Origin of the sequence: Vreelandella janggokensis, from assembly GCF_031451615.1 — a bacterium.
In the GTDB taxonomy this organism is placed as follows: Bacteria; Pseudomonadota; Gammaproteobacteria; order Pseudomonadales; family Halomonadaceae; genus Vreelandella; species Vreelandella janggokensis.
Window position 1 is genome coordinate 170,867 of sequence record NZ_JARWAJ010000005.1, and the last position, 26,753, is coordinate 197,619.

Sequence of the window (26,753 nt, forward strand, 5' to 3'; positions counted from 1 at the left end):
TCCTAACCAATAACGCCGGACATCGCCCAGCCAAGAAGAGTGTCAATCAACCAGAGCATCAACCCAACCACCAGCACAGCAACAAGCACAATCGCCGTGGTTTGAATGGTTTCAGGGCGAGTTGGCCATACAACGCGCTGAATCTCTTTCTTAGCGCTTATTGCCAGCTCTACCAACTCACGCCCCTTGGTCGTGGTAAGTGCCAGCAGACCAGCTGCGACACACAACACCACGACGCCCAGCACGCGGTAGATCAGGCCAATATCGGCAAAATAGGTATTACCTACAACGGCAACGACAAGCAACGCAATGACTGCAGCCCACTTGAGCCCGTCATGGCGCGACTGTTGCACCTCAGCGCCATGTTTTACAGAACTCGGCTTCATAAAAACGAGACTCCTCAGGGTGCAGCAAGCGACAAAGGAATTCTTGAAAAAGACATACCAATCTGGGGAAGATTGGCAGGCCAGGAGGGAATCGAACCCCCAACCTGCGGTTTTGGAGACCGCTGCTCTGCCAATTGAGCTACTGGCCTGTATCAATATTTACGTAGACAAGCTCTCCAGCCTACGCAACAGCGGGCGTCATAATAGCGGACAAAAAGCCGCTTGACAACCCTTGCTCACGCCAACCACTTTCATCAAGCAACTGGCGGCAGCGACAAAAAAAGCGAGCATCGCTCGCTTTTTTGAATATGGAGCTCATGGACGGATTTGAACCGTCGACCTCACCCTTACCAAGGGTGTGCTCTACCCCTGAGCTACATGAGCCAAGCACCTATACAACTCAGTACCTAACTGGAGCGGGCGGCGGGAATCGAACCCGCACCATCAGCTTGGAAGGCTGAGGTTCTACCATTGAACTACGCCCGCGCAACTTGCTTCAGAATGATCATCCGCAGCGCGCCTAGTCGTGATATTGCCCGCTTCCGGCTTTCATTCTACGGCATCGACACTTGTCGCTGACGCTTGAAACTGGTGGAGAGGGAAGGATTCGAACCTTCGAAGCTTTCGCGGCAGATTTACAGTCTGCTCCCTTTGGCCACTCGGGAACCTCTCCAACTAAGGCGGCACATTATGCCAAGCTCCAAAGCCATGTCAAGCTCACTTTGACCTTCAGTGACCGCAACAACCTTTGGCTTCAACAACATAGGATTTTATTACCCTATACTTGCTGGCCGCATGCCTTGGAACGCGCTGCATTCTGTCAAAGCAGCATGGAGAATGCAAGGCCCGCACGAATTTTTTCCAATGATACCGGCTCCGGAACACGCGGGGCGCCCGCCATCTTACCCGCGCGTTCGGCAAAGGTGAGCGGGAAACGCGCTTCAAGCCCGCCATAGACCATATCAGGCCACACCGCGTGGGGCACCTGCACCCCCCGCGAGACCACGCGGGCGTCGCCACCCGTCAGCAGCATTGGCAGGGCCACGCCTTCCTGATCGCACACCTCGCTGTAGATGCGGTTAATGGCACTCACTGCCGCCATGTAAATGCCATGGTTCACAGCGTCGACCGTTCGCCGCCCTGGCTCCAGCAGAGCGTCCGCTTCGCTTTCCGGGTCAATGGCCACGTTCCGCGTTCCCAGCTTCAGGCTTTCCTTCATCAGGCGCAGTCCGGGTACAATAAAGCCACCCAGGTGCTGTCCGCCTGGCAGCACGAAGTCGATAGTGATGGCACTACCACAGTCTACCGCACAGCAGCCACCCGCGAGCTGATAGCCCGCCAGCGCACCCAGCCAACGGTCGACACCTAATCTTTCGGGCTCTTCGTAGCCGTTGACCACGCCCAGTGCTTCGGCAGTTGAACGGGCAACATGGACATTCCGCACCCGCCGACGCAGCAGCCCCACGGTCTCCTCTAGTACGGCCGCCCGGGCAACACTGGAAATGCGCACAGCTTCGACCACGTCGAGGTCGGGTATATCAGCCCCGGGCCGCCATTCCTCACGTGTCCACACAGCGCCCCGTGACCGTATCTCACTGCTGTCAGCGTCTTTCAGGCGCCACTTGGACAAGGTATTGCCAATATCTAGATCTAGAATCATAAGCGCCTACGTACGCTGATTTCACCGCCCGACAAGCGCTTTGACTGCCCTGATGCCGTTACCCACAGGCTGCCGCTATCGTCCACATCGCACGCGACAGCCTCGTAAACCTGACTACCCTGAGTGACGCGAATGGGCTGGTCAGCATAAGCATGCCGCTCATTCCAGGCCGCGCGCCAGGATGCAAACCCTTGTTGTTCAAACCCCGCCAGCATGGCGAGCAGCCCCGCCACAACATCCGCTGCCAGCTGGTTACGGGAAAGCGACGGCAAGTCATCAAACAGTGCCGCTACCGGCTGTTCAATGGCGTCACGCATTGCTTCGGGCAGCGAGAGGTTCATACCCATGCCTATCACGACCTCGCACGGGCCGGCCGCGTCCCCGGTCACTTCCACCAATATACCCGCCAGCTTGCCCAACTCATCGCTGTCGCGCTGGGGCAGTAAAATATCATTGGGCCATTTCAGCCGAGGGGCGACACCATGCTGTTCAAGCACCTGGGCAACTACCACGCCAACGGCCAGGCTCAAGCCTTCCAGGGCATTAACACCCGCTTCAAAGCGCCAGCCGACCGAGAGCATCAGGCTTTGCCCCCAGGGCGTTGTCCATACCCGCCCTCGTCGACCACGCCCCGCCGTTTGCAGCTCGACCAGACACACCTCTGCGTGGCCAGCCCCCTGCTCAAACCGCTCACGCAGGTAGGCATTGCTCGAAGGCAGTTGGTCTTCGACAAACAGGCGGGCAAGGTGATGGCGAGCCGAGGCGGGAAGGCGCTCCACGATTTTTGCTCCGACAAGCGGCTCCAACGGCTGGGCGAGGCGATAGCCGCGCCCCTTGACCGCCACCAGCGACACGCCGAGCGCCTCTAACTTTTTCAGCTGCTTCCAGACGGCAGCGCGTGAAACGCCTAGCGCCTCGCCCAATTGTTCACCGGAATGAACCTCGCCATCGCTTAGCAGCCGCATCAGGTTGCCGATGCTCATGTCCTTGCCCCATCTGGGAAAACGTCTATCTTACCGGATGCGCCAGCAGCGCGAAAACTACTGCCCAAAGTTAATCTATTGATGCCTTGCACAATACAGTGCTGGTAGTAGACCGCACCGAGACCCTATAATGCCGCCCTATTTTTCTAGCAGGATCGCGTCGTGATCGAGAATCTTCGCAACATTGCCATTATCGCCCACGTTGACCACGGTAAAACTACCCTGGTCGATAAACTTTTGAGCCAGTCCGGCACGCTCGACCGCAAAGCCGAAGGGCAAGAGCGGATCATGGACTCCAATGACCAGGAAAAGGAGCGTGGCATCACCATCCTGGCCAAAAATACGGCGATCAAGTGGCAGGACGGCAACGGCACTGACTACCACATCAATATCGTGGACACGCCCGGACACGCCGATTTCGGCGGTGAGGTCGAGCGCGTCATGTCGATGGTGGACTCGGTATTGCTACTCGTTGACGCCGTTGATGGCCCGATGCCGCAGACCCGCTTTGTTACCCAGAAAGCGTTTGACCGTGGCCTGAAGCCTATCGTCGTGGTCAACAAGATTGACCGCCCCGGCGCGCGCCCCGACTGGGTGATCGACCAGATCTTTGATCTGTTTGATAACCTGGGCGCTTCCGACGACCAGCTCGACTTCCCGATTATCTATTGCTCTGCCTTGAACGGCATTGCCGGCCCCGACCCGGAAGAGCTGGCAGACGACATGTCCCCCATGTTCCAGTCGATTGTCGATATCGTCGAGCCGCCCAAGGTCGAGAGTGACGGACCGTTCCAGATGCAGATTTCAGCACTGGACTACAACAGCTACGTCGGCGTCATCGGCCTCGGCCGCATCAGCCGCGGCAGCGTCAAGCCGAACCAGCAGATTACCGTGGTAACCAAGGAAGGCCAGTCACGCAAGGGCAAGATCGGCCAGGTGATGACCCACATGGGCCTCGATCGCGTACAGACCGACGAAGCCACTGCGGGCGATATCATCTGCATCACCGGCATCGAGAATCTGGCGATTTCCGACACCCTGTGCGACGTGAACGCCGTCGAAGCGCTGCCGCCGTTGACCGTTGACGAGCCGACAGTCTCGATGACCTTCCAGGTCAACGACTCGCCGTTTGCTGGTAAAGACGGCAAGTTCGTGACCAGCCGCAATATCAAGGACCGCCTGGAACAGGAACTCATCCACAACGTGGCGCTGCGCGTTGAACAAGGCGAAACGCCGGAGAAATTCAAGGTCTCCGGGCGTGGCGAACTGCACCTGTCCGTATTGATCGAATCCATGCGTCGTGAAGGCTTTGAGCTGGCCGTTGGCCGCCCCGAGGTGATCATCCGTGAAATCGACGGCGAACAGCAGGAGCCCTACGAAGAAGTCATCATCGACTGCGAGGAGCAGCACCAGGGCGCCATCATGGAAGAGCTTGGCTACCGCAAGGGTGAAATGACCAACATGAATCCGGACGGCAAGGGTCGCGTTCGCCTGGACTTCATCATCCCGGCGCGTGGCCTGATCGGCTTCCGCGGTCAGTTTTTGACCCTGACCTCGGGCACCGGCATCCTGACCAGCCGCTTTGACCACTACGGCCCGCTGAAGCCGGACGCCTCGATCGAGCGTCGTAACGGCGTCATGGTGTCGATGGTCGATGGCAAGGCACTGGCCTATGCGCTTTACACCCTTCAGGAACGCGGCAAGCTGATCGTCGACCACGCCACCGAAGTCTACGAAGGTATGCTGATCGGCATCAACAACCGTGCCAACGACATGGTGGTCAACCCGACCAAGGGTAAAAAGCTCGATAACATGCGCTCAACAGGTAACGATGAAAATATCGTGCTGACCCCGCCGATCAACTTCACCCTGGAGCAGGCCATCGAGTTCCTTGACTCCGACGAGCTGGTGGAAGTAACGCCGAACCATATTCGTCTGCGCAAGAAGCTGCTCAAGGAAAACGAGCGCAAACGCTCCAGCAAGAAGTAAGTTCTCGAAGCCCGCTTAGCAGCGGGCTTTTTTTTGCCTGCCACACCCCTGACATGTTGACCACGCACGTTTGCCAAGGGGTTCCCCCAACGCAACCTTAACGGTTACTCGCTGGAAAGCCGCTGCGGTGTAGCGCAAAGTAGCGGTATCCCCGACACGGGAAATCATTTTATTATCGAATTCATACAAACGTTTTGATCATCACTGCCGTCAAGGAAACCCATGACCCCGCTTATCGAGGTTCAACAGGTCAACAAGGCCTTTGGTGGCCTGCAGGTCATCAACGACTGTTCTATCCACGTCGAGAAAGGCTCGATTACCGGCATGATCGGCCCTAACGGCGCGGGCAAGTCGACGTTATTCAACTTGATGGCCGGCGCGTTACAGCCCGACAGCGGGCGTATCCTGCTGGAAGGCGACGATATTACCGCGCTCAGCGCGGATCAGCGCTTTCATAAAGGCCTGCTGCGCACCTTCCAGATTGCCCATGAATTCACCCACATGAGTGCTCTGGAAAACCTGATGATGGTCCCCCCGGCGCAGGCCGGGGAAAACCTGTTCACGACCTGGTTCAAACCCGGTCTGGTGCGCCGCGAGGAAGCCGAAGTGCGCCGACGCGCGCTTGAGGTGATCGACTTTATCGGCCTTCACCATGTGCGCAATGAGCTGGCTGGCAACCTGTCCGGCGGCCAGAAGAAACTGCTGGAACTGGGCCGCACGATGATGACCAACGCCAAGATCGTGCTGCTCGATGAAATCGCCGCTGGCGTCAACCGTACCCTGCTCGGCGACCTGATAGGCAATATCGAACGACTCAATCGCGAAATGGGCTATACCTTCCTGGTTATAGAACACGACATGGACATGATCGCCCGGCTTTGCGATCCGGTCATCGTGCTTGCCCAGGGTCAGGTCATGGTTGAAGGTCACATCCAGGATATCCAGAACAATCCCGAGGTCATTGAGGCCTATTTCGGTGCCGGAGCAGCGTGACGGATGAAGGCGACGAGCTTATTTAAATGCCACAAGCAATCAGTTGGCAATCAACAAGAGACTTTTCCACCATGCCTTTAATCGAAGCGCGCGACGTTTATGGCGGCTATGGCGGCATGAATATCCTCAATGGGGTGGACATGTCCCTGGAAGCTGACGAAGTCGGGGTGATTGTAGGACCGAACGGGGCGGGTAAATCGACGCTGCTGAAAGCGATCTTCGGGCTTCTGCACGTCAATCAGGGTGACATTCTGCTCCATGGCAAGCCCATCCAAAATTTACCCCCCCACCAGTTGGTTGAGCTCGGTATGGGCTTTGTCCCTCAGGAAAAGAACGTTTTCCCGAGCCTCACCGTGCAGGAAAACCTGGAGATGGGAGCCTTTCTGAAGCCGCAGAACGTGAAACGCATGCTGGGTCAGGTTTACGAGTTCTTTCCGCCCCTGCAGGAAAAGCGTCATCAGCCGGCGGGGGAGCTATCCGGAGGGCAGCGCCAGATGGTCGCCATGGGCCGCGCGCTCATGGCCGAACCCAGCTTGCTGCTGCTCGATGAACCCACCGCCGGGCTTTCCCCGCTCTACATGAACGAGATTTTTGACCGCGTTAAGCATATTAACGCGGCTGGGGTAGGCATTCTGATGGTCGAACAAAACGCCAAGCAAGCACTGGCCATTGCAGATAAGGGCTTTGTGTTGGCAGCAGGCCAAAACCGCTTCACCGATACCGGCGCGGCACTGCTTGCCGACCCGGACGTGGCAAAAAGCTTTTTGGGCGGATAGTCCAGGGGACAATAACGTGAATGAACTGGTTTTCTTTGTTAACAACGTCGTGATCGCCGGTAGCGTGACAGGCGCCATCTACGCCATTGGGGCGATCGGCGTCACGTTGATTTTCAGCATCATGCGCTTTGCTCATTTTGCCCACGCCGACGTGATGACCTTTGGCGCCTTCATGGTGTTGCTGCTCACCACCGCATTTCCTGGCGTCGGCATCAGCATCGGCGTACCCACGGCAATCGTCATGTTGCCTATTGCCATGCTGCTGACCGCCTTCCTGGCAGTGGGTATTGATAAAGCGTTTTACAAGCCGCTGCGCGCTCACGGGGTGAAGCCCATCGTCATGGTCATCGCCTCGCTGGGGGTCACCTTGATTCTACAGGGCCTGATTCGCTTGTTCTCAGGGACAGGCGGCCAAGGCTTGTACGTTGACGATCGCAAGGCGATTTTTCGCATGCTGCCGTTTGAAAACGTTCGTGTACCGATCGTGATTACCGAGCCGCAAATTTATCTATTCGTGATCACCCTGGTGGCGGTGATCGCCCTGCACCTGTTTTTAAGCCGCTCGCGGCTCGGTAAAGCCATGCGGGCAATGTCCGATAACCCCGAACTGGCCCAGGCTTCGGGCATCAACACCAACACCATCGTCGCCGTCACCTGGGTGATTGCCGGCGGGCTTGCCGCCATTGCCGGCACGCTGCTGTCGCTGGACGTGACGTTCAAGCCCGACCTGAGCTTCTTCCTGCTGCTACCCATTTTCGCCGCCGCCATCGTCGGCGGCGTCGGCCACCCCTATGGCGCGGTCGCCGGGGGCTTCGTGGTCGCTTTTGCTGAAACCCTGGCGGTGTTCAACTGGGCCGTGTTGCTGCGCCCCTTCCGCGATAGCCTGCCCACCTGGCTCGAGCTGCCGTCCAACTTAGCCTTCGTGGGGACCGAATATAAAATCGTCGTGCCGTTTTTCATTCTGGTCGCCATCCTCGTTTGGCGACCCACCGGCATCTTTAAAGGCAAGGTGATCTGATGGCTGATAATAACTACACCCCGCAGGATGCAACGCCCAAGGCGTCGCGGCTGCCGCTACGCGAACTTTGCCTGTTCGGCGCACTATTGTTGACCATTGTCGGCGTTTATGCGGCGATGGGGGCCGCCTACAGTACCCGCATGCTGGTCGAAGCGGCGTGTTACGCCGTGCTGGCGCTGGGGCTGACCATTCAATGGGGCTATGCGGGCCAATTCAATGCTGGTGTCATGGGTTTTGTCGCCCTGGGCGGTGTCAGCGCCATGTTGTTCAGCGTGCCGGTCAACGACGCTTTCTGGAACAGCGAACTGCCTGCCGAGCTTGGCAAGGTATTGCTGTATGCCATTGGGGCCACACTGCTGGTCGTGGCCGCCACCAAGCTCACCCGGCTGGGCGTTCCCAAACGGGTGCGTACCGTATTCGCTGTGCTGCTCGCCATCGTTCTGTATATGGTGGTCATCAGTTTGTTGCGCGACGTCACCGCGGATATTGAGTCCCAGGCAGACTTCGTCGGCGGGCTTGGCTTGCCGCCCTGGCTCGGCTGGATCTTTGGCGGTGCGCTGGCAGGCGTCGTGGGCTACTTCATCGGCCATGTTTGCCTTGGCCTGCGCAGCGACTATCTGGCCATCGCCACACTGGGTATCGCCGAGATCATCAAGGCATTCCTGAAAAACTCAGACTGGCTGACCCGCGGCACCGCGACGGTTTCGCCACTGCCCTGGCCAACGCCCGGGCCGGCAGAATTGGGGTTTACCCTTTCCCGGGCGATATACCTGTCGCTGACGGCGGTGATCATTGCCGGGATCTTCTTTCTGCTCCATCAGGCTTACCATGCCCCCTGGGGGCGTATGATCCGCGCCATTCGCGACAACGAGATATCGTCGGCGGCCATGGGCAAGGATATCAACAAGCGGCGCCTCGAGATTTTCGTCCTCGGCTGTATCCTGATGGGCATCGGCGGCGGGATGCTAGCCAGCTTCAACAGCTTGTTTGACCCCAACGGTTACCTGCCGCTCAACCATACCTTTCTGGTTCTGGTCATGGTGATTCTGGGTGGACCAGGCAACAATCTGGGCACCATTTTTGGCGCCGTCGCCGTATATATCATCTGGATCATGTCGGAACCACTGGCGCTGTACCTGATGGACCTCGCCGTGGCTTTCGGTAACGTTGCCTTCGACTGGCAGGCCCCTGCCAACATCGACAGTCGCGCCCTCCAGGCAAGGGTCTTGGTGATTGGTGTACTGGTAACGCTGGTATTGCGCTTCGCGCCTAAGGGACTGCTGCCAGAGCGCGTCAAGTACCACGACTGAACAAAAAACCGCCCCAGCGACTGGCCGGGGCGGTGGATGTGGCTCAGTTGACGCCGCTGACGGCTAGTCGGCGAGTTCGCCTACCCGTTTGAACTCGCCGTCTTCAACGGTCATTTCCACAACGATACCGGGCACGTCGCCGCTTTCGTTGAACTCATGGCTGCCTGAAGCACCTTCGTAGTTAATCTCTTCTCCCTGGGCAATCAGCTCCACGGCCTTCTCCCACTCGCCGGGCAAAATGGTTTCACCGGGTGCTGTCGCCACCGAGCGCAATGCCTCTGATAACCCTTCACGCTCGGCGTTACCGTTCTGCTCGATGGCCAATGCCACCAGAAACGCCGCATCATAGGCCTGGGCGGCAAATACCGCTTCAGGGTCGATTCCTTCAGCTTCGGCGGCTTCAATGAAGATATCCGTGCCGGGCAGTGCCGGGCTGCCTGGGCGGGTTGCGATCATGCCCTCAAGCACACCAGCGCCTACGGCTTCGACGAGGCTGTTGCCCACCATGCCGTCAGCACCGACGTACTGGGTGAATACACCGCTTTCTGCCGCCTGGCGCAGCACGGTCTGGCCCGATGTATCGGCATAGGCCAGTACCACTAACGTTTGTACACCGGTCGACGACAATATGCCCAGTTCAGAGCGGTAGTCGGCACGATTGTCTTCGTGGGCGAGGCTTTCCACCACGCTACCACCTTCCGCTTCAAAGGTGGTGGTAAAGGCGTCGGATAGCCCCTGTCCATAGTCGTTATTGACGAAGGTCACGGCGACTTCTTCGATGCCTTTATCGATCAGAAGCTTAGCCAGCATTTCGCCCTGGAAGGCATCAGAAGGCACGGTGCGGAACACCAGATCATTATCGTCAAGCTCGGAGACCGCCGGCGCGGTAGAAGCGGGGGATACCATGAGCACACCGCCGGGGATCGCTGCATTATTGGCCGCGGCAATGGTGGCACCGGTACACAGCGCACCGACGATGGCGGTGACATCTTCGGAATTGACCATACGGTCCGCCGAATTCGAGGCGGCCGATGCATCAGAACAGGTGGTATCGCCCGACGGCATTTCCAGCGTCTGGCCGCCCAGAAGACCGCCCTGTTCATTGATCTGCTTGACCGCCAACTGCGCACCGTCAAAGATTGGCGGTGTCAGGCTCTCGATCCCCCCGGTAAAGCCCCCCAAAAAGCCCACCTTGACCTGAGCCTGGGCCGCACCTGCCAATGCCAGTGAAGAAACGGCCACGGCCGTGGCAATTATGCGTTTATTCATCATGTTATCAATCGCTCCCTGTAGGATTTAGCGCCCCATCGTCTCGCGCTGGGGTCTGCTCTTAATCTGGAACTGGAACGCTAAAAATACAAGCAACGTTTTCCAACGCTAGCCGTCGCGATCATCCTTGACGCGCTCAGCCCAGCGCTTGCGAGCCAGGTTGCGTCGATAAAGCCGCATCAGTGCAATCGTCAGCGCCGTCGCCAGCATGGCAGCCAACACGACGCCCTGCCAGGGACGGGCCGCGTTACCCATTACCGTCTCCAACGTGATAATCAGTGTCAGGCCAATTGCCTGGGAGCCGATCGCTAGCGCGCGCAGCCTATCAAAAGCGGGTGGGGGCATAACGTCTCCGTAATTTTCAACTCGCATGATATGGTGCATCAGTGTAACTGCTAAACGGGAAAACCATGAACGCCATCACCCTTGGCCCGCTGCTGATTTCGCTGCCCCGCCTTTACGCCATTGCCTGCGCGCTGGCATTGCTGGTCAGCACGCGCTATTTGCTGGGGCTGCCCCACCGCCGCCACCAACGCTGGTTTTTGGGTCTTTTGGTCATCTGGCTGATCGCGGCTCGCTTCGGTCATGTCGCCCTGCATATCGAAAGCTACAGTACCGCCCCACTGGAGACACTTAAGCTCTGGAAACCTGGTTACCAAGGACTTTGGGGCATGGCAGCAGGCCTGTTGTGGACAATCTGGTCGCTGCGCTCACGGCTGATTGCCATGGGCGGCGCCATGGCGCTGCTGATCGGGGCCTCAAGCCTGTGGCTGGTGCTGGTAACGCTTGCCCCGCTGGGCAGCGACATGAGCTTGAAAAGCCTGCCCGACATTACCCTGGAAGATATTGATGGCACCCCGGTGCATCTTCCCTCTTTGGCGGACGACCACGACAGGGTCATCGTCAATCTTTGGGCCACCTGGTGCCCGCCTTGCCTACGCGAAATGCCGCTGCTTGAAGATGCCGACCAGCGCGAAGGCGTCGCTGTCGTGGTCGCCAACCAGGGCGAGGACCTGCTGCCCATTGTGCGCTACCTGGATGAACAATCGCTGCGCTTTCGCTACGCCCTTCGCGACCCCAACCAAATGCTGATGTCGCTCGTCGAGGCCCCCGGGTTACCCACGACGGTGTTGTTCGACGGCGACGGCAACACCCTGGATATTCATGTGGGCGAACTCACCCAGGCCCATCTGGACCGTTGGCTCGAAGATTGACGACGATACACCTTAATCCCCCAGCGCCTTTGCGTTAGAATCCCTCGCCCTGTTTGTGGCCGGTCATCGTGACCGGCCACGTACGCCCCGTTTCGCAGACTTCCTTGAGGCATCATGAGCGATTTTTCCCCCGGCCAACGCTGGATTAGTGACGGAGAAGCCGAGCTTGGGCTCGGTACCGTGCTTAACTGCGACACCCGTAGCGTTACCATCTTGTTCAGTGCCAGCCAGGAAACCCGCACCTACAATACCCGCCAGGCCCCGCTGACCCGCGTCATGTTCGGCACCGGCGACCGCATCCAGTCGGCTGATGGCTGGCAGATGATCGTCGATGACAGCCAAACGTCTAACGGCTTGATCACCTATACAGGCGAAGACAACCAGGGACAACGGCGCGAACTGCCGGAAGCCAAGCTCGCCGACACCATGCAGTTCGACCAGGCTCGCGACCGGCTGCTTACCGGCCAGGTCGACCGCAACGACTGGTTCGACCTGCGCTTTCGCACCCTGCATCACCACCAGCGTATCGAACAGCACAGCGCGCTGGGCTTTGCCGGGCCGCGAATCGACCTGGTGCCACACCAGCTGTATATTGCCGATGAAGTCGCCCGGCGCCATGCGCCGCGCGTCCTGCTGGCAGACGAAGTCGGGCTCGGCAAAACCATTGAAGCGGGGCTGATATTGCACCGCCTGCTGCTGACCGGACGCGCCGAGCGAGCCCTGATTCTGGTGCCGGATAGCCTGACCCATCAGTGGCTGGTCGAGTTGCTGCGCCGCTTCTCGCTCAACGTTACCCTGTTGGATGAGACCCAGAGTCAGGCTCACGGCAGCGCCAACCCGTTTGAAAGCGCTCAGCTGGTACTGGCAAGCCAGGGCTGGCTGTTTGCCAATACCCACCGCCAGGAACAGGCGCTGGCCAGCCACTTTGACCTGCTGATTGTTGACGAAGCCCACCATCTTGACTGGAGCAGCGAGGGTAGCGGCCCCGGCTATCAGTGCGTCGAGCAGCTGGCACGCGATATCCCCAGCCTGTTGCTGCTCACCGCCACGCCCGAGCAGATGGGCATAGAAAGCCACTTTGCCCGTTTGCGGCTGCTCGATCCAGAACGCTACCACGACCTGGCGCGCTTCAAAGACGAAGAACGTCACTACGGTGAAGTGGCCAGCGCCATTGAAGCGCTCGAGGCATTACCCGACACGCCTGACGCCCGTGTCCACGTCGACGCCGTGGCCGACGACCGCGATAGCCGGGCCCTGCTTGCCACCCTGTGCAATCCTGAGGCCAGCACCGACCAGCAGGACGCTGCCCGCGCCCAACTGCGCGACGCCCTGCTTGACCGCCACGGCACCGGGCGGGTGATGTTTCGCAATAGCCGCCGCCATGTGGGCGGTTTCCCCGAGCGCCGCCTGCACCTTGACGCGCTAGCATTGCCGTCGGCCTATCGCCGCATGCAGCGACGCCTGGAACGCGACGACGACTACCTCGACGAACTGCTGATCGAGACCGGCATGGATCATCCGGACGTGCTGATCTATCCGGATGCCGCTTACCGCGAGTTGAGTAACGATCCGCTTCACGGCGAACCCTGGTGGCATATCGACCCGCGGGTTAACTGGCTGCTGGAAAAACTCAGCGACGACAGCGCCGCCGGTTTTGCCAACGATAAGGTGTTGGTGATTGCCCATCACCGCGACACCGCTGAAGGCCTGGCCGAAGGTCTCCGCGTGCTGGGCGGCTACCATGCCCCGGTGTTTCACGAGGGCCTGTCGCTGGTCGAACGCGACCGTGCCGCCGCGGCGTTTGCCGATGAAGAAGACGGCTGCCAGGTGCTGGTGTGCTCTGAAATCGGCTCCGAAGGGCGCAACTTCCAGTTCTGCCGTCACCTGGTCATGTTTGACATGCCCCAGCATCCCGACCAGTTAGAACAACGCATTGGCCGCCTTGACAGGATCGGCCAGCGCCACGCGATCGAGATGCACATACCGACGTTTACCGGCAGTCCCGGCGAACGCCTGATGCGCTGGTATCACGAAGGCATGGATGCCTTCAGCGCGCCCCACGGTATTGGCAGTGACCTGTTTGACGCCTTTGGCGATGCCCTGGCCGATGCACTGCTCGACGACGAGATGCTGGATGAAATCATCAGCGAGACCCGTGAGCTGTTTGTCGCCAAATTAGCCGAGCGGGATGCAGGCCGTAACCGCCTGCTGGAGCTCAATGCCTGCCGCCCTGTGCGCGCCCAGCAGGTAGTCGAAGCCGTGCGCGAGCTGGACGACGACAGCGCCCTGCCGCGCTACGTAGAGCGCGCGTTGGATGTGTTTGGCGTGGATAGCCAGGAGATCGGCAACGGGCTGCTACACCTCCAGCCGGGACAGCACATGCTGGACGGCCTGCCTGGGCTGGTAAAAGGCGAAGAAGGGTTTTCGGCTACCTTTGATCGCCATCAGGCACTCGCCCGCGATGACGTTCAGCGGCTTTCCTGGGAACACCCGCTGCTGCGCGAAATGATGGGGCGCATCATTGACGGCACCATGGGTAACACGGCACTGGCATTGCTGGGTCACCCGGCAATCCCCAGCGGCCGACTGATGACCGAGCTGATATTCCGCACCCATTGCCCAGCGCCCACATCGCTGCACCTGAACCGGTTTCTGCCGCCGACGGCCGTCCGCGTATTGCTTGACGAGTCGGGGGCCAACCTGACCGACAAGATTTCCTTCACCGGGCTGGGTAAAAACCTGCAGAAGGTCAATAAATCCATGGCACGGGACCTGATCAAGAGCCGTCACGACGAACTTCGCGGTCTGCTCAGGCAAGGAGAGGGTGAAGCCGAACGAGAACTACCCAGCATCGTTGAAGCCGCCGAGGCACGCATGCGCACCCAGTTGGACGCAGAACTTGCCCGTCTGGGGGCGCTGGCGGAACACAACCCGTCAGTACGCAGCGAGGAGCTCGACGCCCTGAAAAAGGAACGCCAGGCCCTCAGTGACGCGATTGAAAACACCCGTCTGCGGCTCGACGCCGTGCGGGTGATTATCACCGTTGACCCCAATGCCTAAGCACTCCGCTCAGGCGAAAGGATAGCGGCGAGCGCCTTTTCCAGCGTGGGGTATTGAAAGCGAAACCCCGCTGCCTCAAGGCGCTCGGGGCGCATATCGGCACCGGTCAGCAGCAGCTGAGACATCTCACCCAACCCCGCTTTCAACACGCAGGCAGGCACCGGCAATACCGCCGGGCGGTGCAGTTGCCTGGCCAGTGTCCGGGTAAACTCGGCATTGGTCACAGGATGCGGCGCACTGCCGTTGAAGGCGCCGGATAGCGAGGCATCATTGAGCAGGAACATGATCGCCTCGACCAGGTCGTCGCGATGGATCCAGGGCATGAACTGCCTGCCATCGCCAAAACGGCCCCCCAGCCCCAGCTTGAACGGCGGTAGCATCTTTTGCAGGGTGCCGCCGCCCGCACCCAATACCAGCCCGATACGTAAAATCGCCAGGCGCACGCCCATGTTCTCAATGGGCTTCGCCGCGGCTTCCCATTCCGCGCATAGCCGGTGGGCAAACTCATCGTGGGGCGAGGTGTCTTCGGTGACGCGCTTATCGCCTTGATCACCGTAATAGCCCATCGCGGAACCACTGATCAGCACCTTGGGCAGCGGCTGGCCGTTCTCGCCCAGCTGCTCGCAAAGCGAGACGAGTTGCTCGGTCATCTCGATCCTCGAGCGAGTCAGCCGCTTTTTCTGGCTGTCGCTCCAGCGCTTGGCCGCAATTGACTCCCCCGCCAGGTTAACCAGTGCATCCGGCGGGCTATCGATGAACGCCTGGGCGCTGTCACGGATGTCACATTCGCGGGGAAGACGCTCGCGTACTTTATGGGGCGTACGGGAAACCACCAGCACCTCATGTCCCTGCGCTATCAACGCCGGGCAGAGTCGCTGGCCGACAAAACCACTGCCGCCGGTCACTAGTACACGCATGTGCTTCTCCCTTTGATATCGATGAGCAAGCTACGCTCTTTATTAAGGTTTACATTTCGATTTATTTATACAAGACTATTACTTATAAAATGATCCGTACATAAATATATGTGAACTCTATACATCACATCGTGCTGGGCCGATTACCCAACAGGTCGCCATGACAACCGTCACCTCTCCTTCTCTCTCAAACGTCGCCATTATCGGTGCTGGCATAACGGGACTGGCCTGCGCCAACCGGTTGGTAGAACACGGTGTGGCGGTGACGGTATTTGATAAAGCCCGTGGCCCAGGCGGACGCATGTCGACCAAGCGCCTCGATCAGGCTCAGCTTGATCTGGGTGCCCAAGCATTTACCGCTCGCGATCCAGCCTTCAGGGACGCTGTTGCTGACTGGCTTGCGTCAGGGCTCGTCGCTCGCTGGCCGATCGTCAGCTATCAAGCTAGTCCAAACGGCTGGCAACTGCATCATGACTCACGCCCCCGCTACACCGGGGCACCCCGAATGAGCGCTATAACCCGCCACCTGGCAGCTAGGTTCCAGGCCCACCCCCAAACGGCCCTGCAACTTGCAACGCGCATCGAGGCGCTGCACCGCTCACTCAAAGGCTGGCAGCTTCAAGATGCACAGGGGCGTGGTTACGGGCCGTTCGACCACGTCGTCTTGACCACTCCACCGCCACAGGCATTACCACTGGTGGCGCCCTGGGAGACGACACTGGCTGAGGCATGCCAAGCACGTGAGCAGCGCAGCTGCTGGGCGGCCTGGGCGGTGCTGGATGGCCCCCTACCCACTCCACCAGGCAGTCAGAGCGACTGGCAGATGGCCCGTATTGAGCACCCCGCGCTGCGCCTGGTGTCGCGTAACCAGACCAAGCCGGGTCGCGAGCATCAGCCTGAAAGCCTCAGCCTGATGGCCCATCTGGACTGGAGCGAGACCCACCTGGAAGATGACCCACAAGCGGTTGCTGAGTCACTGTGGGCGGCCTTTACGACGCTTTTTCCGGCTGACACGCCGTTACCGTTGCGGGTTACCAGCAGCGCACACCGTTGGCGTTATGCTCAGCCAAGCACTGCCGATGACCAGCTATACCTATACAGCGACAGCGGCCTGGCTATGTGCGGTGACAGTTTCACGGCCAGCCGTGTGGAATCGGCATGGGTCTCTGGAACGCAATCAGCCCAGGCGTTAATAGATCGGTCGGTACATAACAGAGCCTCATCATCACACTCCAACAAGTGAATCCAAAGGTTGTACCTTGAGGCTACAAGTTGTACAAAGGAACGTTAGTTATTCAAGATTGTTGATCGGTTAATTAGATATTAGGTAATTGCTATGGATAGCAAACCACATCGCCCGCCGCAGCAAACTACGATAGGCCCATGCGGCTTGGCTCCGCAGACAACGAAGAGGCAATGGCGCCCATGAATAATAAGGCGACCCACCCACCCGATACCCCACTTTATCCTATTCGGGAAGTTTCCCGTCTGACGGGCGTAAACTCGGTTACCCTGCGCGCCTGGGAGCGACGTTACGGTTTGATATGCCCCAAACGCACCCCCAAGGGCCACCGGCTGTATGCCCAGGACGACATCACACGCATCGAGCGCATTCTTCAGTGGCTCAACCGCGGCGTTCCGGTCAGCCAGGTCGCGGACCTGCTCGACCAACCCGACACCGTTGAGGCCCCGGTGCCCGATGCCGGCGATTGGGTAAGCCAGCGTCAGCAGTTGCAGGCGGTCATCGAAGCGCTGGATCTACCCAAACTGGAAGCCTTCTACCACCAGAGCCTGGCCCTCTATCCGCTGAGTACCGCTATCAACGAACTGTGGCAGCCGGTGGTGCTGACGCTGGAAGCCAAGTGGGCAGTGCAGCCTGATGCCCTTGTCCGCCGCACCTTCGAAGCCTTCCTGCGCAGTCAGGTGGGAATTCGCCTGCATTATGCCAACCAAGCCACCCGCGGCCCGTTGATCCTGCTTAATGTCATGCCCGACGACCCAGGCCCCCTGTGGGTTCTGATGGCAGCGTTGATGGCCAGCGAACAGGGTTACCGTGTGCAGCTGCTGGATCACTCCTTGCCGCTTGAAGACCTACCCCAAGCCGTTGCCCGCCTGCATTCTTCGATGGTGCTGCTGTCCAGCGGCCAGCGGGAAGACGACCACTATATTCGCCAGTCGCTGCCGGATGCCGCCGCCACGTTAAATGTGCCCATCGGCGTCTGCGGTGAAGTCGCCCGCCTGCGCGACGCCGACTTGCGCGACACCTCCGTGCATATGCTGGGCGATGACCTCCCTCAAGCCATCGCCCGCTTGCGCCCGTTGCTGCGCGAATCAGGCGTCCTTTGACAAACTGAGTGACACCGCCGCTGCGGCGGTGGCTACCCGCTTGACCATCGCCCTGCAGGAGTTCCCATGTCTCGACAGTTGGTTTGGCTGCGTAGTGACCTGCGCATCCACGATAACACCGCGCTTGCCGCCGCCGCTGCAAAAGGGCCGGTCGTTGCCGTGTTTCTTCGCTCAGTGGCCCAGTGGCAGGCGCATGGCCATGGTATTAACAAGATCGACTTCTGGGCACGTGGCGTTACTGCCCTCAAAGAGGCACTTGATGGACTGAATATTCCGCTCCTGCACCGGGATATCGCATCGTTTGACGATGCTCCCGCCACCTTGCTGGAGATTGCCCGCCAGCACCGGATTGAGCAGTTGCATTTCAACATCGAGTACCCCCTCAACGAACGGCGCCGCGACCAGGCGGTCATGGAGTCCTTCAAGCAGGCAGGAATTGACGCGCAAGGACATCATGATGCGGTGGCCTTTGCCCCCGGGACGTTGCTGACCGGCAAGGGCGACTATTACGGCGTGTTCACGCCGTTTGCCAAGGCCTGGCACAAGCAGATCACGGCAGACCAGTTGACACTGCGCGACACCCCGGACGCCCAATCGCCGCTAAGTATCGAGAGCGACCCCTTGCCTACGCTGGCAGACGTCAATGGCTCCCCCGTTGATGCACACCAGTGGCCTGCAGGAGAGCACGCCGCCAGTGACCGCCTGGAGCGCTTCTTACGCTTCCGCGGCCACCACTACAGCGATCAGCGGGACTTCCCAAAGGTGCGCGGCACCAGCGAGCTTTCGCCCTATCTGGCGCTGGGAATGATTTCTTATCGTCAATGCATGCAAGCCGTCATGAGCGAGAATGGCGGACATTTGGCCGATGGCGATAAAGGCCTGACCGCCTGGGTAAGCGAGCTTATCTGGCGGGAATTTTACCAGCACGTGGCCGTCGGCTTTCCTCAGGTATGCCGCCACCAGCCGTTTCAGGCCCACACTCGTAAACTTGCCTGGCGCGACGACCCCGACGCCTTTAGTGCCTGGTGCGAAGGACGCACCGGCTACCCGCTGGTAGACGCCGCCATGCGCCAGCTCGTCGCCACCGGCTGGATGCATAATCGGTTGCGAATGGTGACGGCGATGTTCCTGAGCAAACACTTGTTGATCGACTGGCGGCAGGGTGAAGCGTTTTTTCTGCATCATCTGATCGATGGCGAATTTTGCGCCAATAACGGCGGCTGGCAGTGGGCGGCCTCAACGGGTACCGACGCGGCCCCGTATTTCCGAATCTTCAATCCCACCACGCAATCCACGCGCTTTGACCCCCACGGCGAGTTTATTGCCTACTGGTTGCCCGAGTTTGCCACTTTGCCAGCCAAAGCCCGCCATGCACCGCCACGCGACTTGTTGACCCAGTTGGACTACCCCGCCCCCGTTGTCGACCACAAGGCAGCACGTCAACGGGCACTCGATGCCTTCAAGGCGCTGTCAGACTGATACCGGCCCGCTAACCGCCTAACGACTTCAGGAGTCTTCATGTCACAGGACAAGGCACTGGAAGATTTTTGCGCCTTTTTCAACAAACTTGACAATACCTGTACAGAAAAGCTGTACGAAGTATATACTGACGATATAATTTTCACTGACCCGCTGCATAACGTTGAAGGTCGCCCCGCGCTGTCGCGCTATTTTGCCGCGATGTATGAAAACGTCGAGCATTGCCAATTCGTTTATCACACGCGCCAGCGCCAGGGCAGTCAGGCATTTGTCACCTGGACCATGACATTCGTGCATCCAAAGCTGTCAGGGGGACGTACGATCAAGGTAGAGGGATGCAGTGCGTTGACATTTGCTGACGACGGACGTGTAGCGCGACACAGAGACTACTTTGACGCCGGGGCGATGCTCTATGAGCACCTTCCGGTAATGGGGCGGGTAATTCGCTGGTTAAAGCATCGTCTTGATTAATCATTACGTTGCCTGGGGCACCTGACCGAGGTGCCCACAGGGTGTAACAGGAGAGGTTCGATGAGCACATGGACAACCCCCCAGCGTATCTGGCTGACGGGTGCGACCTCGGGGATTGGCGAAGCCTTGGCCAGAAAGCTTATTGCCCAGGGTCATCAGGTCGTAATCAGCGCCCGCAACCACGAGGCGCTGGAAGCGCTGTGCCAGGACCACCCCAACGCCCACCCGCTGCCGCTCGACGTCAGCGACCGCCATGCGGTGTTGGCGGCGGGCCAGCAGATCGGCGAACTGTTGGGCGCCCTGGACCTCGTTCTGCTCAACGCAGGCACCTGTGAATATCTCGATGCCCAGCAGTTTGACATGGACCTGATCGAACGTGTTTTCACCCCCAACCTGTTTGGCACCCTGTATGGCGTCGAGGCGGCCCTCCCCTTACTGCGTGCCGCCCGCCAGGAAGGCAAGCCCGCCCGGCTTGCGGCCACTTCGAGCGCTTCTGCCTACCTGCCGTTACCCCGGGCTGAAGCCTATGGCGCCTCCAAGGCGGCCGTCAGCTATTTCCTGGAATCGCTGCGCCTTGACCTTGACCAGGAAGGCATCGACGTCAGCCTGATTCACCCAGGCTTCGTCAAGACGCCGCTGACCGATCGCAATGACTTCCCCATGCCCATGCAGGTCAGCGCCGACACCGCCGCCGAGGCCATTATCAACGGCCTGGTCAAAGGCCATCTGGATATTCATTTTCCGCGCCGCTTTACCTATCTGGTCAAGTTTCTCGGCATCCTGCCGCCAGCCCTGCGTCGCCGGATCGGCCTGCGCATGACCCGGCAAGAGGCTTCCTGATGAGCAACACGGCGTCTCAACGCATTGCCATTATCGGCAGCGGCATCAGCGGCATGGCGGCCGGATGGTACCTATCTGCCCAGCACGAGGTCACGCTGTTCGAAGCCGACGCGCGCCTGGGCGGGCATACCGCGACCATGGATGTCGAGGTAGGCAGTCGCCCTTACGCCATCGACACCGGCTTCATCGTCTTCAACGACTGGACCTATCCGCATTTTCAGCGCCTGCTGGATGCCCTGGATGTTCCCAGCCAGGCCACCGAAATGAGTTTTTCGGTACACGAGACCAGCGTTGACTTTGAATACAACGGCCACACCTTGACCTCGCTGTTTGCCCAACGCCGAAACCTGCTGAATCCAGCTTTTTATCGCTTACTCGGCGATATCATGCGCTTCAACAAGCAGGCCACTGCGGACCTGGAGAACGGTCGGCTTGCTCAGGACATGACGCTTGGCGACTATCTGGACCGTCACGGCTACGGCCAGGCCTTCCAGCGGCGCTACCTGCTGCCCATGGGTGCGGCCATCTGGTCGGCGAGCATTGGCGACTTGCGATCCTTTCCGCTGACTTTTTTTGTCCGTTTTTTCCGCAACCACGGGCTTCTATCGGTCAACCACCGTCCCCAGTGGTACACCTTGGTGGGCGGTTCACGCCGCTACATTCCACGATTGACCGCGCCCTATGCGGACCGTATTCATCTGAACACCCCGGTTTCCGGCATTACCCGCACGGATACCGGGGTGATGATCACCACTGCTCAAGGCACCCAACGCTTTGATCAGGTCGTACTGGCATGCCACGCCGATCAGGCCCTGGCCATGCTGGACGACCCGACCGAGGCTGAAAGTGAGATTCTCGGCGCAATGCCTTATCAGGACAACGAGGTGGTACTACACACTGATACGTCGCTGTTACCGCGTCGGCAACGCGCCTGGGCCAGCTGGAATTACCGCCTCGACGGTCGCGGCGCCGATGAGCGGGTCTCGGTCACCTACAACATGAACATTCTCCAGCGGCTGGACGCGGACACCACGTTCTGCGTCACCCTCAACGATTCAGACAGCATTGACCCCGCCAAGGTGCTGGGTCGCTACACCTACGCTCACCCGCAGTTCACCCTGGCGGGGCACGCCGCTCAGCAGCGTCACGACGAGATTTCATCCCCCGCCCGACGTACGCACTTCTGCGGTGCCTACTGGCGCAACGGCTTTCATGAAGACGGCGTCTGGAGCGCCCTGCGTGTTGCCCGCTCGCTGGGTTGTGACGAAGCATACACCCCGTTTACCACCCCCACGGCGCTGCCTACCACGGAACTGTTTGACGCCCACCAGGGGAGTGACGCGGGATGATAACGACGCCACATTCACGGGTGTATCGCGGCACCCTGCGCCACCGACGTTTCTCGCCTCATGCCCACCGTTTTGATTACCAGCTATGGATGGCCTGGCTGGACCTGGACGAGTTGCCGACGCTGTTTGACGGTGTGCCGGGGTTCAGCGCTAGAGGCGCGGCGCTGGCTCGCTTTCGCCGCGAAGATTATCTCGGCCCGACGGATCGCCCGCTGGCCACCGCCGTGCGCGAGGAGCTGACACGCCAGCTGGGCAGCGCTCCTGAGGGCCGAATCTGCGTGTTGACGCAACTGCGAACGCTGGGCGCCATGTTCAATCCTATCTCGATGTATTACGCCTATGACCGGCAAGGCCAACTGTCAGCGGTGCTTGGCGAAGTCACCAATATGCCCTGGCGTGAGCGCACCTGTTATGCCTGCCGTGTCGATAGCCACCGCCACAGCCACCACGCAACCTTCGCTAAAGCCATGCACGTCTCACCCTTTAACCCCATGGACATGACTTATCGATGGCGATTTAACACACCGGGCGACCAGTTATTACTGCACATGGAAAACTGGCAGGCCGGGCAGCGTCATTTCGACGCCACCTTGACCCTGGAGGCGGCACCCGCCACCGCCAGGGTATTGCTGACCACTTTGGCGCGCCAGCCATGGATAAGTCTGAAAACCATCACCGGCATTCATTTTGAGGCGCTTCGGCTGTGGTTGAAGCGCAACCCTGTCTATAACCATCCCAAGCGCAAGGAGACCTCGAAATGACGACCCTGCGTTCCACGCCGCCTGACATTCAACCCGCCCCCCAGGGGCGTGTCACCCGCTGGCTGAAAAAGCGGTTGATCACACAGCTGGACACCTTTACCGGCGGGCACATCACCCTGATTGAAGGCAACCAATGTCACCATCTGGGCCAGGGTGGCGAGCTTCACGTCACCGTCGTCGTCCGCCACGCACGCGCCTGGAAGCGGCTGGCTTTCGGCGGCACCGTGGGCGCCGCCGAGGCGTACATGGATAACGACTGGGACGCCGATGACCTGGTCGCCCTGGTGCGCCTGTTTGCCATTAACCTGGATCAGGTCAACGGGCATCTCGAGAACGGCAGCGCGCGCATGGCACGCTGGCTGATGGGCCTGGTGCATCGTTTTCAGCGCAACAGCCTGACCGGTTCCAAGCGCAATATCGCCGCGCACTATGATATTGGCAACGACCTGTTTGCCACCTTTCTCGACAAGCACCACTGGATGTACTCCAGCGCCGTTTTTCCCTATCCGGATGCCAGTCTGGAAGAGGCCTCGACCTACAAGCTGGATGTCATGCTCGACAAGCTCGACGTGCAACCCGAGCACCATTTGCTGGAAATCGGCACGGGCTGGGGCGGGCTGGCCATCCATGCGGCCAAGACCCGCGGCTGCCGTGTGACGACAACCACCATTTCCGAAGAACAGTACGCCTATACCGCAAACCGCATTAAGGAAGAAGGCCTGGAGGCACGCGTTACACTGCTGAAACAGGACTATCGCGAACTGACCGGACGCTTTGACCGGCTGATTTCCGTCGAGATGATTGAAGCCGTCGGCCATCAGTACCTGGATACCTACCTGCACAAGGTCGACAGCCTGTTGACCGACGACGGTCAAGCCATGCTCCAGGCAATTACCATCCGCGACCAGCGCTTTGATGGTGCCAAGCGGGATATGGACTTCATCAAGCGGTATATTTTCCCCGGTGGCTTTTTACCTTCCCACCACGCCATTGCCAACAGCTTGATGCGCAAGACCTCGCTCAACATGGTTGCGCTCGATGAAATTGGCCAGCATTACGCGCGCACCCTGCGCGAATGGCGGCACCGCTTCGAGGCCCATCTGGAACATATTCAAGCGCTGGGTTATGACGAGCGCTTTATTCGCATGTGGCGTTATTATCTCTGTTACTGCGAAGGCGGTTTCCTTGAGCGTTCGATTGGCACCTGCCACCTGCTGCTGGCCAAGCCTGCTGCCAAACCGGCGCCCTTGACCGGAGGGTTGTAATGCTTGCACGGCGGCGCTTGATGGCGGTGCTCGTCAATGCCCTCGGCTTTGAAGTGATCTGGACGCTATGCGTGCTTGGAGGCTCCTGGGTCGCAGCGATCGCTGGCAGCACCTGGATTGCACTGCATTTAAGGTATGTCGGTAAACCGGGCGAATGGCGCCTGGTGGCGGGCTTTGCCTTGTTAGGGCTCGCAGTCGACGGCGGCTTACAGCTGGCAGGGGGGCTGATATTTGGCGATCAACGGCTCATTGCCGGCTTGCTGCCATTATGGCTATGGATGCTCTGGCCACTGTTTGCCACCCTGGTGCATCATTCGCTTGCCTGGCTATGGCGATGGCCCTGGCTGGCAGCAGCGCTGGGTGCGCTGGGCGGGCCACTATCGTATTTTGCGGGCGCCGCCCTCACCGATGTCACCCTGGCGCCTTGGCTGCTACCCGCCCAGGCGCTGGTATGGGCACTCCTCTGCCTGGGGGTTTGCCGCTATTATCGGCGCTGGCAATATCGCCATGCTGCCACTGCAGTTCGCTAAGGACCCGCTTTCGCCATGCTGCCGGTGCGTGACTTTGCAGGCTGTGACTGGGGGAGCAAACGTTGCTCCAGTTCGTGTGCGGGTTGAGGACGGGCGAAATAAAACCCTTGCACCATATGGCAGCCCGCATCAACCAGGAAATCACACTGTTCTTTGGTTTCGACGCCTTCAGCAATCACATCAAGCTCCAGCCCCTTGGCCATCGACAGGACCGCCTTCACAATGGCGGCATCGGCCTGATCACCGGGCAGCTCCCGGATGAAAGCGCGGTCGAGTTTTATCTTGTCCACCGGCAAGCGCTTCAAGTAGCCAAGCGACGAATAGCCGGTACCGAAGTCATCAATCGCAATAGCATAGCCTTGGGCGCGTAGCGCTTTCAGGCGCGGCCCCATATCTCCCGCGCGCTCGTCCAGAAGAACCGATTCGGTTAGCTCCAGACCGATGTGACCAGGCGTTATCCGGTAGCGTTTCAGGCAGGTGGCCAGTTGGGTTTCCAGATCGCCATGAAAGAGTTGCAGCGCCGAGATGTTGACCCACATGGTCAGCGTCGGCATGCCATTATTGGCCCAGTGCGCCTGCTGGGCGCAAGCCTTTTCAATCACCCAGCTACCCAGTTCGGCCATCAGGCCGTGGCGCTCGGCCAAGGGAATGAATTCACCGGGCGATATCATTCCATCGCGAGGGTGCTGCCAGCGCAGCAGCGCTTCCATGCCAAGCAGCTCGCCCGTACCAGGGTGGTGCTGGGTCTGAAAGTACAGTTCCAGTTGGTCTCCCGAGACGAGGGCGGCGCGCAGGTCGCTAACCAGCGCCAATTGCGGATTGTCCTGCTTGTCCAGGGCAGGGCGAAAACGCAGACTGTGGTTACGCCCAAGCCGCTTGGCGTTGTATAACGCCGACTCCAGCCGTTGAAACAGCACGCCTGAGTCACGACCATCTTCTGGCGCTCGACAGCTGCCGATGGTCAAACCCAGACGCAACGACTGCTCTAGAATCTCAAACGGGTTGCTCATGTGGTCGCGTAAGTTAGCGACCCACTTATCGTGATCATCATAGGTCGTGGTGCGAATGACCATGAATTCATCGCCGCCTAGACGTCCGACGACGCTACCTGCCATATAACTCGTCAACCGCTGAGCAAAGCGCGCCAGCAAACGATCACCCTGCTCAACGCCCATGCTGTCGTTCACCGATTTCAGGCCATCAATATCGATCAGCGCAATATCCAGGCTTTCCCCCGCGCGTACACCGCGCAGGCGTGATTCCATCAGGTCGTGCAGGCGCCGCCGGTTAGGTAGCCCGGTCAGCGGGTCTTCATAGCCAATGCGACGCAGGTCGCGCTCACGGGCTTTCTGGGCGGAAATATCGGCAAAAAGGCTAATGAAATGGGTTATCTTGCCGCGTTTATCGGTGATGGCACGCACCTTGAGCCACTCGGGGTATTCATCGCCGTGCTTGCGCCGGTTCCACATCTCGCCTTCCCAGCGCCCGGTGCTTTTCAGTGTGCTCCAGAAATGCTGGTAAAACGTTTTGTCGTGCCTCGGGGCTGCCAGCGTTTCGAGCTTCAGCCCCAGAATTTCATGACTTTCATAGCCGGTAATTTCAGTAAACGCAGGGTTAACCGCAATGACACGATTCTCAATGTCACTGATGACCATCGCATCATTGGCGAGACCGATCGCATCCTGCGATAGGCGCAACCTTAGGCGCTGGTGACCAACCTGACGCCATGCATCCCAAAGCCCGAGCGCCACCATCGATGCCGCGACCATGCGCAGCGCGACATCCGGAATCCAGATGCAGGCGGGTAATGCCACCAGCGCTGTCCAGACTAAGGGACGATTAAGGGAAACGGGAAGCCACATGCTTGTTCACGATATCCTATAAAAACGGGCTCAGAGCTACTCCCAAAAAGAATTAGATCGACGTCATACCGTCGCCTGACAAGCGACTGAACGCCAATCTTACGTCAATAAGCCGTTTAATGTGCAAAACCAATCATTCGACTCTACACTATTTGCCTCATTATACTTTCGGCCGCTAATAAAAAATCTGTAGGGCACACCAATAATAGGCCCGTTACGTGCATTCAGCGGTTTCGGGAAGTAGACTAGACGCAACCTTTTACCCTGATACTCGG

Annotated in this window: 23 protein-coding genes and 4 tRNA genes; 16 read left to right on the forward strand and 11 right to left on the reverse strand. The window is 59.3% G+C overall.

Features of this window, described 5'->3' with window-relative positions; all coding sequences use genetic code 11:
* Nucleotides 1–2: 2 nt before the first annotated feature.
* The 7 genes from secE to QC816_RS14575 all read right to left on the reverse strand — a co-directional run bounded on the left by secE (nt 3) and on the right by QC816_RS14575 (nt 3,029).
* Nucleotides 3–386: a preprotein translocase subunit SecE gene (secE, locus tag QC816_RS14545; RefSeq protein WP_085917608.1), complete on the reverse strand. Its 384-nt coding sequence runs from the start codon at nt 384–386 to the stop codon at nt 3–5.
* A gap of 73 nt (nt 387–459) precedes the next feature.
* Nucleotides 460–535 (reverse strand) — tRNA-Trp (locus tag QC816_RS14550).
* Nucleotides 536–695: 160 nt separating this feature from the next.
* Nucleotides 696–770: transfer RNA gene (locus QC816_RS14555), tRNA-Thr, on the reverse strand.
* Nucleotides 771–798: 28 nt separating this feature from the next.
* Nucleotides 799–872 (reverse strand) — tRNA-Gly (locus QC816_RS14560).
* 103 nt (nt 873–975) lie between these two features.
* Nucleotides 976–1,059 (reverse strand) — tRNA-Tyr (locus tag QC816_RS14565).
* Between the two features lie 147 nt (nt 1,060–1,206).
* Nucleotides 1,207–2,046: a type III pantothenate kinase gene (locus QC816_RS14570; RefSeq protein ID WP_085917607.1), complete on the reverse strand. Its 840-nt coding sequence runs from the start codon at nt 2,044–2,046 to the stop codon at nt 1,207–1,209.
* Nucleotides 2,043–3,029, reverse strand: coding sequence for a biotin--[acetyl-CoA-carboxylase] ligase (locus QC816_RS14575; RefSeq protein ID WP_085917606.1), 987 nt, complete (start codon nt 3,027–3,029; stop codon nt 2,043–2,045). Before QC816_RS14575 ends, QC816_RS14570 begins: the two co-directional genes overlap by 4 nt.
* A 162-nt stretch (nt 3,030–3,191) precedes the next feature.
* Here QC816_RS14575 and typA point away from each other — a divergent pair, with 162 nt between their 5' ends.
* The 5 genes from typA (at nt 3,192) to QC816_RS14600 (ending at nt 9,115) form a co-directional block, all read left to right on the forward strand.
* Nucleotides 3,192–5,018 (forward strand): translational GTPase TypA, encoded by a 1,827-nt coding sequence (typA, locus tag QC816_RS14580; RefSeq protein ID WP_085917605.1) that lies wholly within the window; start codon nt 3,192–3,194, stop codon nt 5,016–5,018.
* Nucleotides 5,019–5,240: 222 nt separating this feature from the next.
* A complete protein-coding gene (locus QC816_RS14585; protein WP_085917604.1) occupies nt 5,241–6,011 on the forward strand; it encodes an ABC transporter ATP-binding protein in 771 nt (256 codons plus the stop codon).
* A gap of 71 nt (nt 6,012–6,082) precedes the next feature.
* Complete coding sequence (locus tag QC816_RS14590; protein ID WP_309782980.1) at nt 6,083–6,787, forward strand: ABC transporter ATP-binding protein; 705 nt, start codon at nt 6,083–6,085, stop codon at nt 6,785–6,787.
* A gap of 16 nt (nt 6,788–6,803) precedes the next feature.
* Nucleotides 6,804–7,805, forward strand: coding sequence for a branched-chain amino acid ABC transporter permease (locus QC816_RS14595; protein ID WP_085917602.1), 1,002 nt, complete (start codon nt 6,804–6,806; stop codon nt 7,803–7,805).
* Nucleotides 7,805–9,115, forward strand: coding sequence for a branched-chain amino acid ABC transporter permease (locus QC816_RS14600; RefSeq protein ID WP_085917601.1), 1,311 nt, complete (start codon nt 7,805–7,807; stop codon nt 9,113–9,115). Before QC816_RS14595 ends, QC816_RS14600 begins: the two co-directional genes overlap by 1 nt.
* A gap of 63 nt (nt 9,116–9,178) precedes the next feature.
* Here QC816_RS14600 and QC816_RS14605 read toward each other — a convergent pair whose 3' ends face one another.
* Together QC816_RS14605 and QC816_RS14610 are read right to left on the reverse strand one after the other, a co-directional pair.
* A complete protein-coding gene (locus QC816_RS14605; RefSeq protein ID WP_085917600.1) occupies nt 9,179–10,387 on the reverse strand; it encodes an ABC transporter substrate-binding protein in 1,209 nt (402 codons plus the stop codon).
* A 105-nt stretch (nt 10,388–10,492) separates the two neighbouring features.
* Nucleotides 10,493–10,729: a hypothetical protein gene (locus tag QC816_RS14610; protein WP_199284438.1), complete on the reverse strand. Its 237-nt coding sequence runs from the start codon at nt 10,727–10,729 to the stop codon at nt 10,493–10,495.
* Between the two features lie 65 nt (nt 10,730–10,794).
* On the opposite strand from QC816_RS14610, the gene QC816_RS14615 reads away from it, so the two are divergent.
* A complete protein-coding gene (locus QC816_RS14615) occupies nt 10,795–11,598 on the forward strand; it encodes a redoxin family protein (protein WP_085917598.1) in 804 nt (267 codons plus the stop codon).
* Between the two features lie 114 nt (nt 11,599–11,712).
* Nucleotides 11,713–14,658, forward strand: coding sequence for an RNA polymerase-associated protein RapA (gene rapA / locus QC816_RS14620; RefSeq protein ID WP_309782984.1), 2,946 nt, complete (start codon nt 11,713–11,715; stop codon nt 14,656–14,658).
* Here rapA and QC816_RS14625 read toward each other — a convergent pair.
* The gene (locus QC816_RS14625) at nt 14,655–15,575 is read right to left on the reverse strand and encodes a TIGR01777 family oxidoreductase (protein ID WP_309782986.1); all 921 of its coding nucleotides are present in this window, start codon (nt 15,573–15,575) and stop codon (nt 14,655–14,657) included. The two genes, rapA and QC816_RS14625, sit on opposite strands and share 4 nt — an antisense overlap.
* A 160-nt stretch (nt 15,576–15,735) precedes the next feature.
* On the opposite strand from QC816_RS14625, the gene QC816_RS14630 reads away from it, so the two are divergent.
* From QC816_RS14630 to QC816_RS14670, 9 genes are all read left to right on the forward strand, one after another.
* Complete coding sequence (locus QC816_RS14630) at nt 15,736–16,818, forward strand: NAD(P)/FAD-dependent oxidoreductase (RefSeq protein WP_309782988.1); 1,083 nt, start codon at nt 15,736–15,738, stop codon at nt 16,816–16,818.
* 182 nt (nt 16,819–17,000) lie between these two features.
* Nucleotides 17,001–17,921 carry a MerR family transcriptional regulator gene (locus QC816_RS14635; RefSeq protein ID WP_176243627.1) on the forward strand — a complete coding sequence of 307 codons (921 nt, stop codon included), beginning with the start codon at nt 17,001–17,003 and terminating at the stop codon, nt 17,919–17,921.
* 66 nt (nt 17,922–17,987) lie between these two features.
* Nucleotides 17,988–19,400 (forward strand): deoxyribodipyrimidine photo-lyase, encoded by a 1,413-nt coding sequence (gene phrB, locus QC816_RS14640; RefSeq protein WP_085917594.1) that lies wholly within the window; start codon nt 17,988–17,990, stop codon nt 19,398–19,400.
* 39 nt (nt 19,401–19,439) lie between these two features.
* On the forward strand, nt 19,440–19,871 hold the full coding sequence (locus QC816_RS14645; protein ID WP_085917593.1) for a nuclear transport factor 2 family protein: 432 nt from the start codon (nt 19,440–19,442) through the stop codon (nt 19,869–19,871).
* Between the two features lie 60 nt (nt 19,872–19,931).
* Entirely contained in the window at nt 19,932–20,711 is a 780-nt protein-coding gene (locus tag QC816_RS14650) for an SDR family NAD(P)-dependent oxidoreductase (RefSeq protein ID WP_199284435.1), read from the forward strand.
* Nucleotides 20,711–22,060, forward strand: coding sequence for an NAD(P)/FAD-dependent oxidoreductase (locus QC816_RS14655; protein WP_199284434.1), 1,350 nt, complete (start codon nt 20,711–20,713; stop codon nt 22,058–22,060). Before QC816_RS14650 ends, QC816_RS14655 begins: the two co-directional genes overlap by 1 nt.
* On the forward strand, nt 22,057–22,821 hold the full coding sequence (locus QC816_RS14660) for a DUF1365 domain-containing protein (RefSeq protein WP_264825304.1): 765 nt from the start codon (nt 22,057–22,059) through the stop codon (nt 22,819–22,821). Before QC816_RS14655 ends, QC816_RS14660 begins: the two co-directional genes overlap by 4 nt.
* Nucleotides 22,818–24,086 carry a class I SAM-dependent methyltransferase gene (locus QC816_RS14665; RefSeq protein WP_309782992.1) on the forward strand — a complete coding sequence of 423 codons (1,269 nt, stop codon included), beginning with the start codon at nt 22,818–22,820 and terminating at the stop codon, nt 24,084–24,086. The genes QC816_RS14660 and QC816_RS14665 overlap by 4 nt, the downstream gene beginning before the upstream one ends.
* Entirely contained in the window at nt 24,086–24,616 is a 531-nt protein-coding gene (locus QC816_RS14670) for a DUF2878 family protein (protein ID WP_199284433.1), read from the forward strand. Before QC816_RS14665 ends, QC816_RS14670 begins: the two co-directional genes overlap by 1 nt.
* On the opposite strand, the gene QC816_RS14675 is transcribed toward QC816_RS14670, so the two are convergent.
* A complete protein-coding gene (locus tag QC816_RS14675; RefSeq protein ID WP_085917587.1) occupies nt 24,613–26,478 on the reverse strand; it encodes a putative bifunctional diguanylate cyclase/phosphodiesterase in 1,866 nt (621 codons plus the stop codon). The two genes, QC816_RS14670 and QC816_RS14675, sit on opposite strands and share 4 nt — an antisense overlap.
* Between the last annotated feature and the right edge of the window lie 275 nt (nt 26,479–26,753).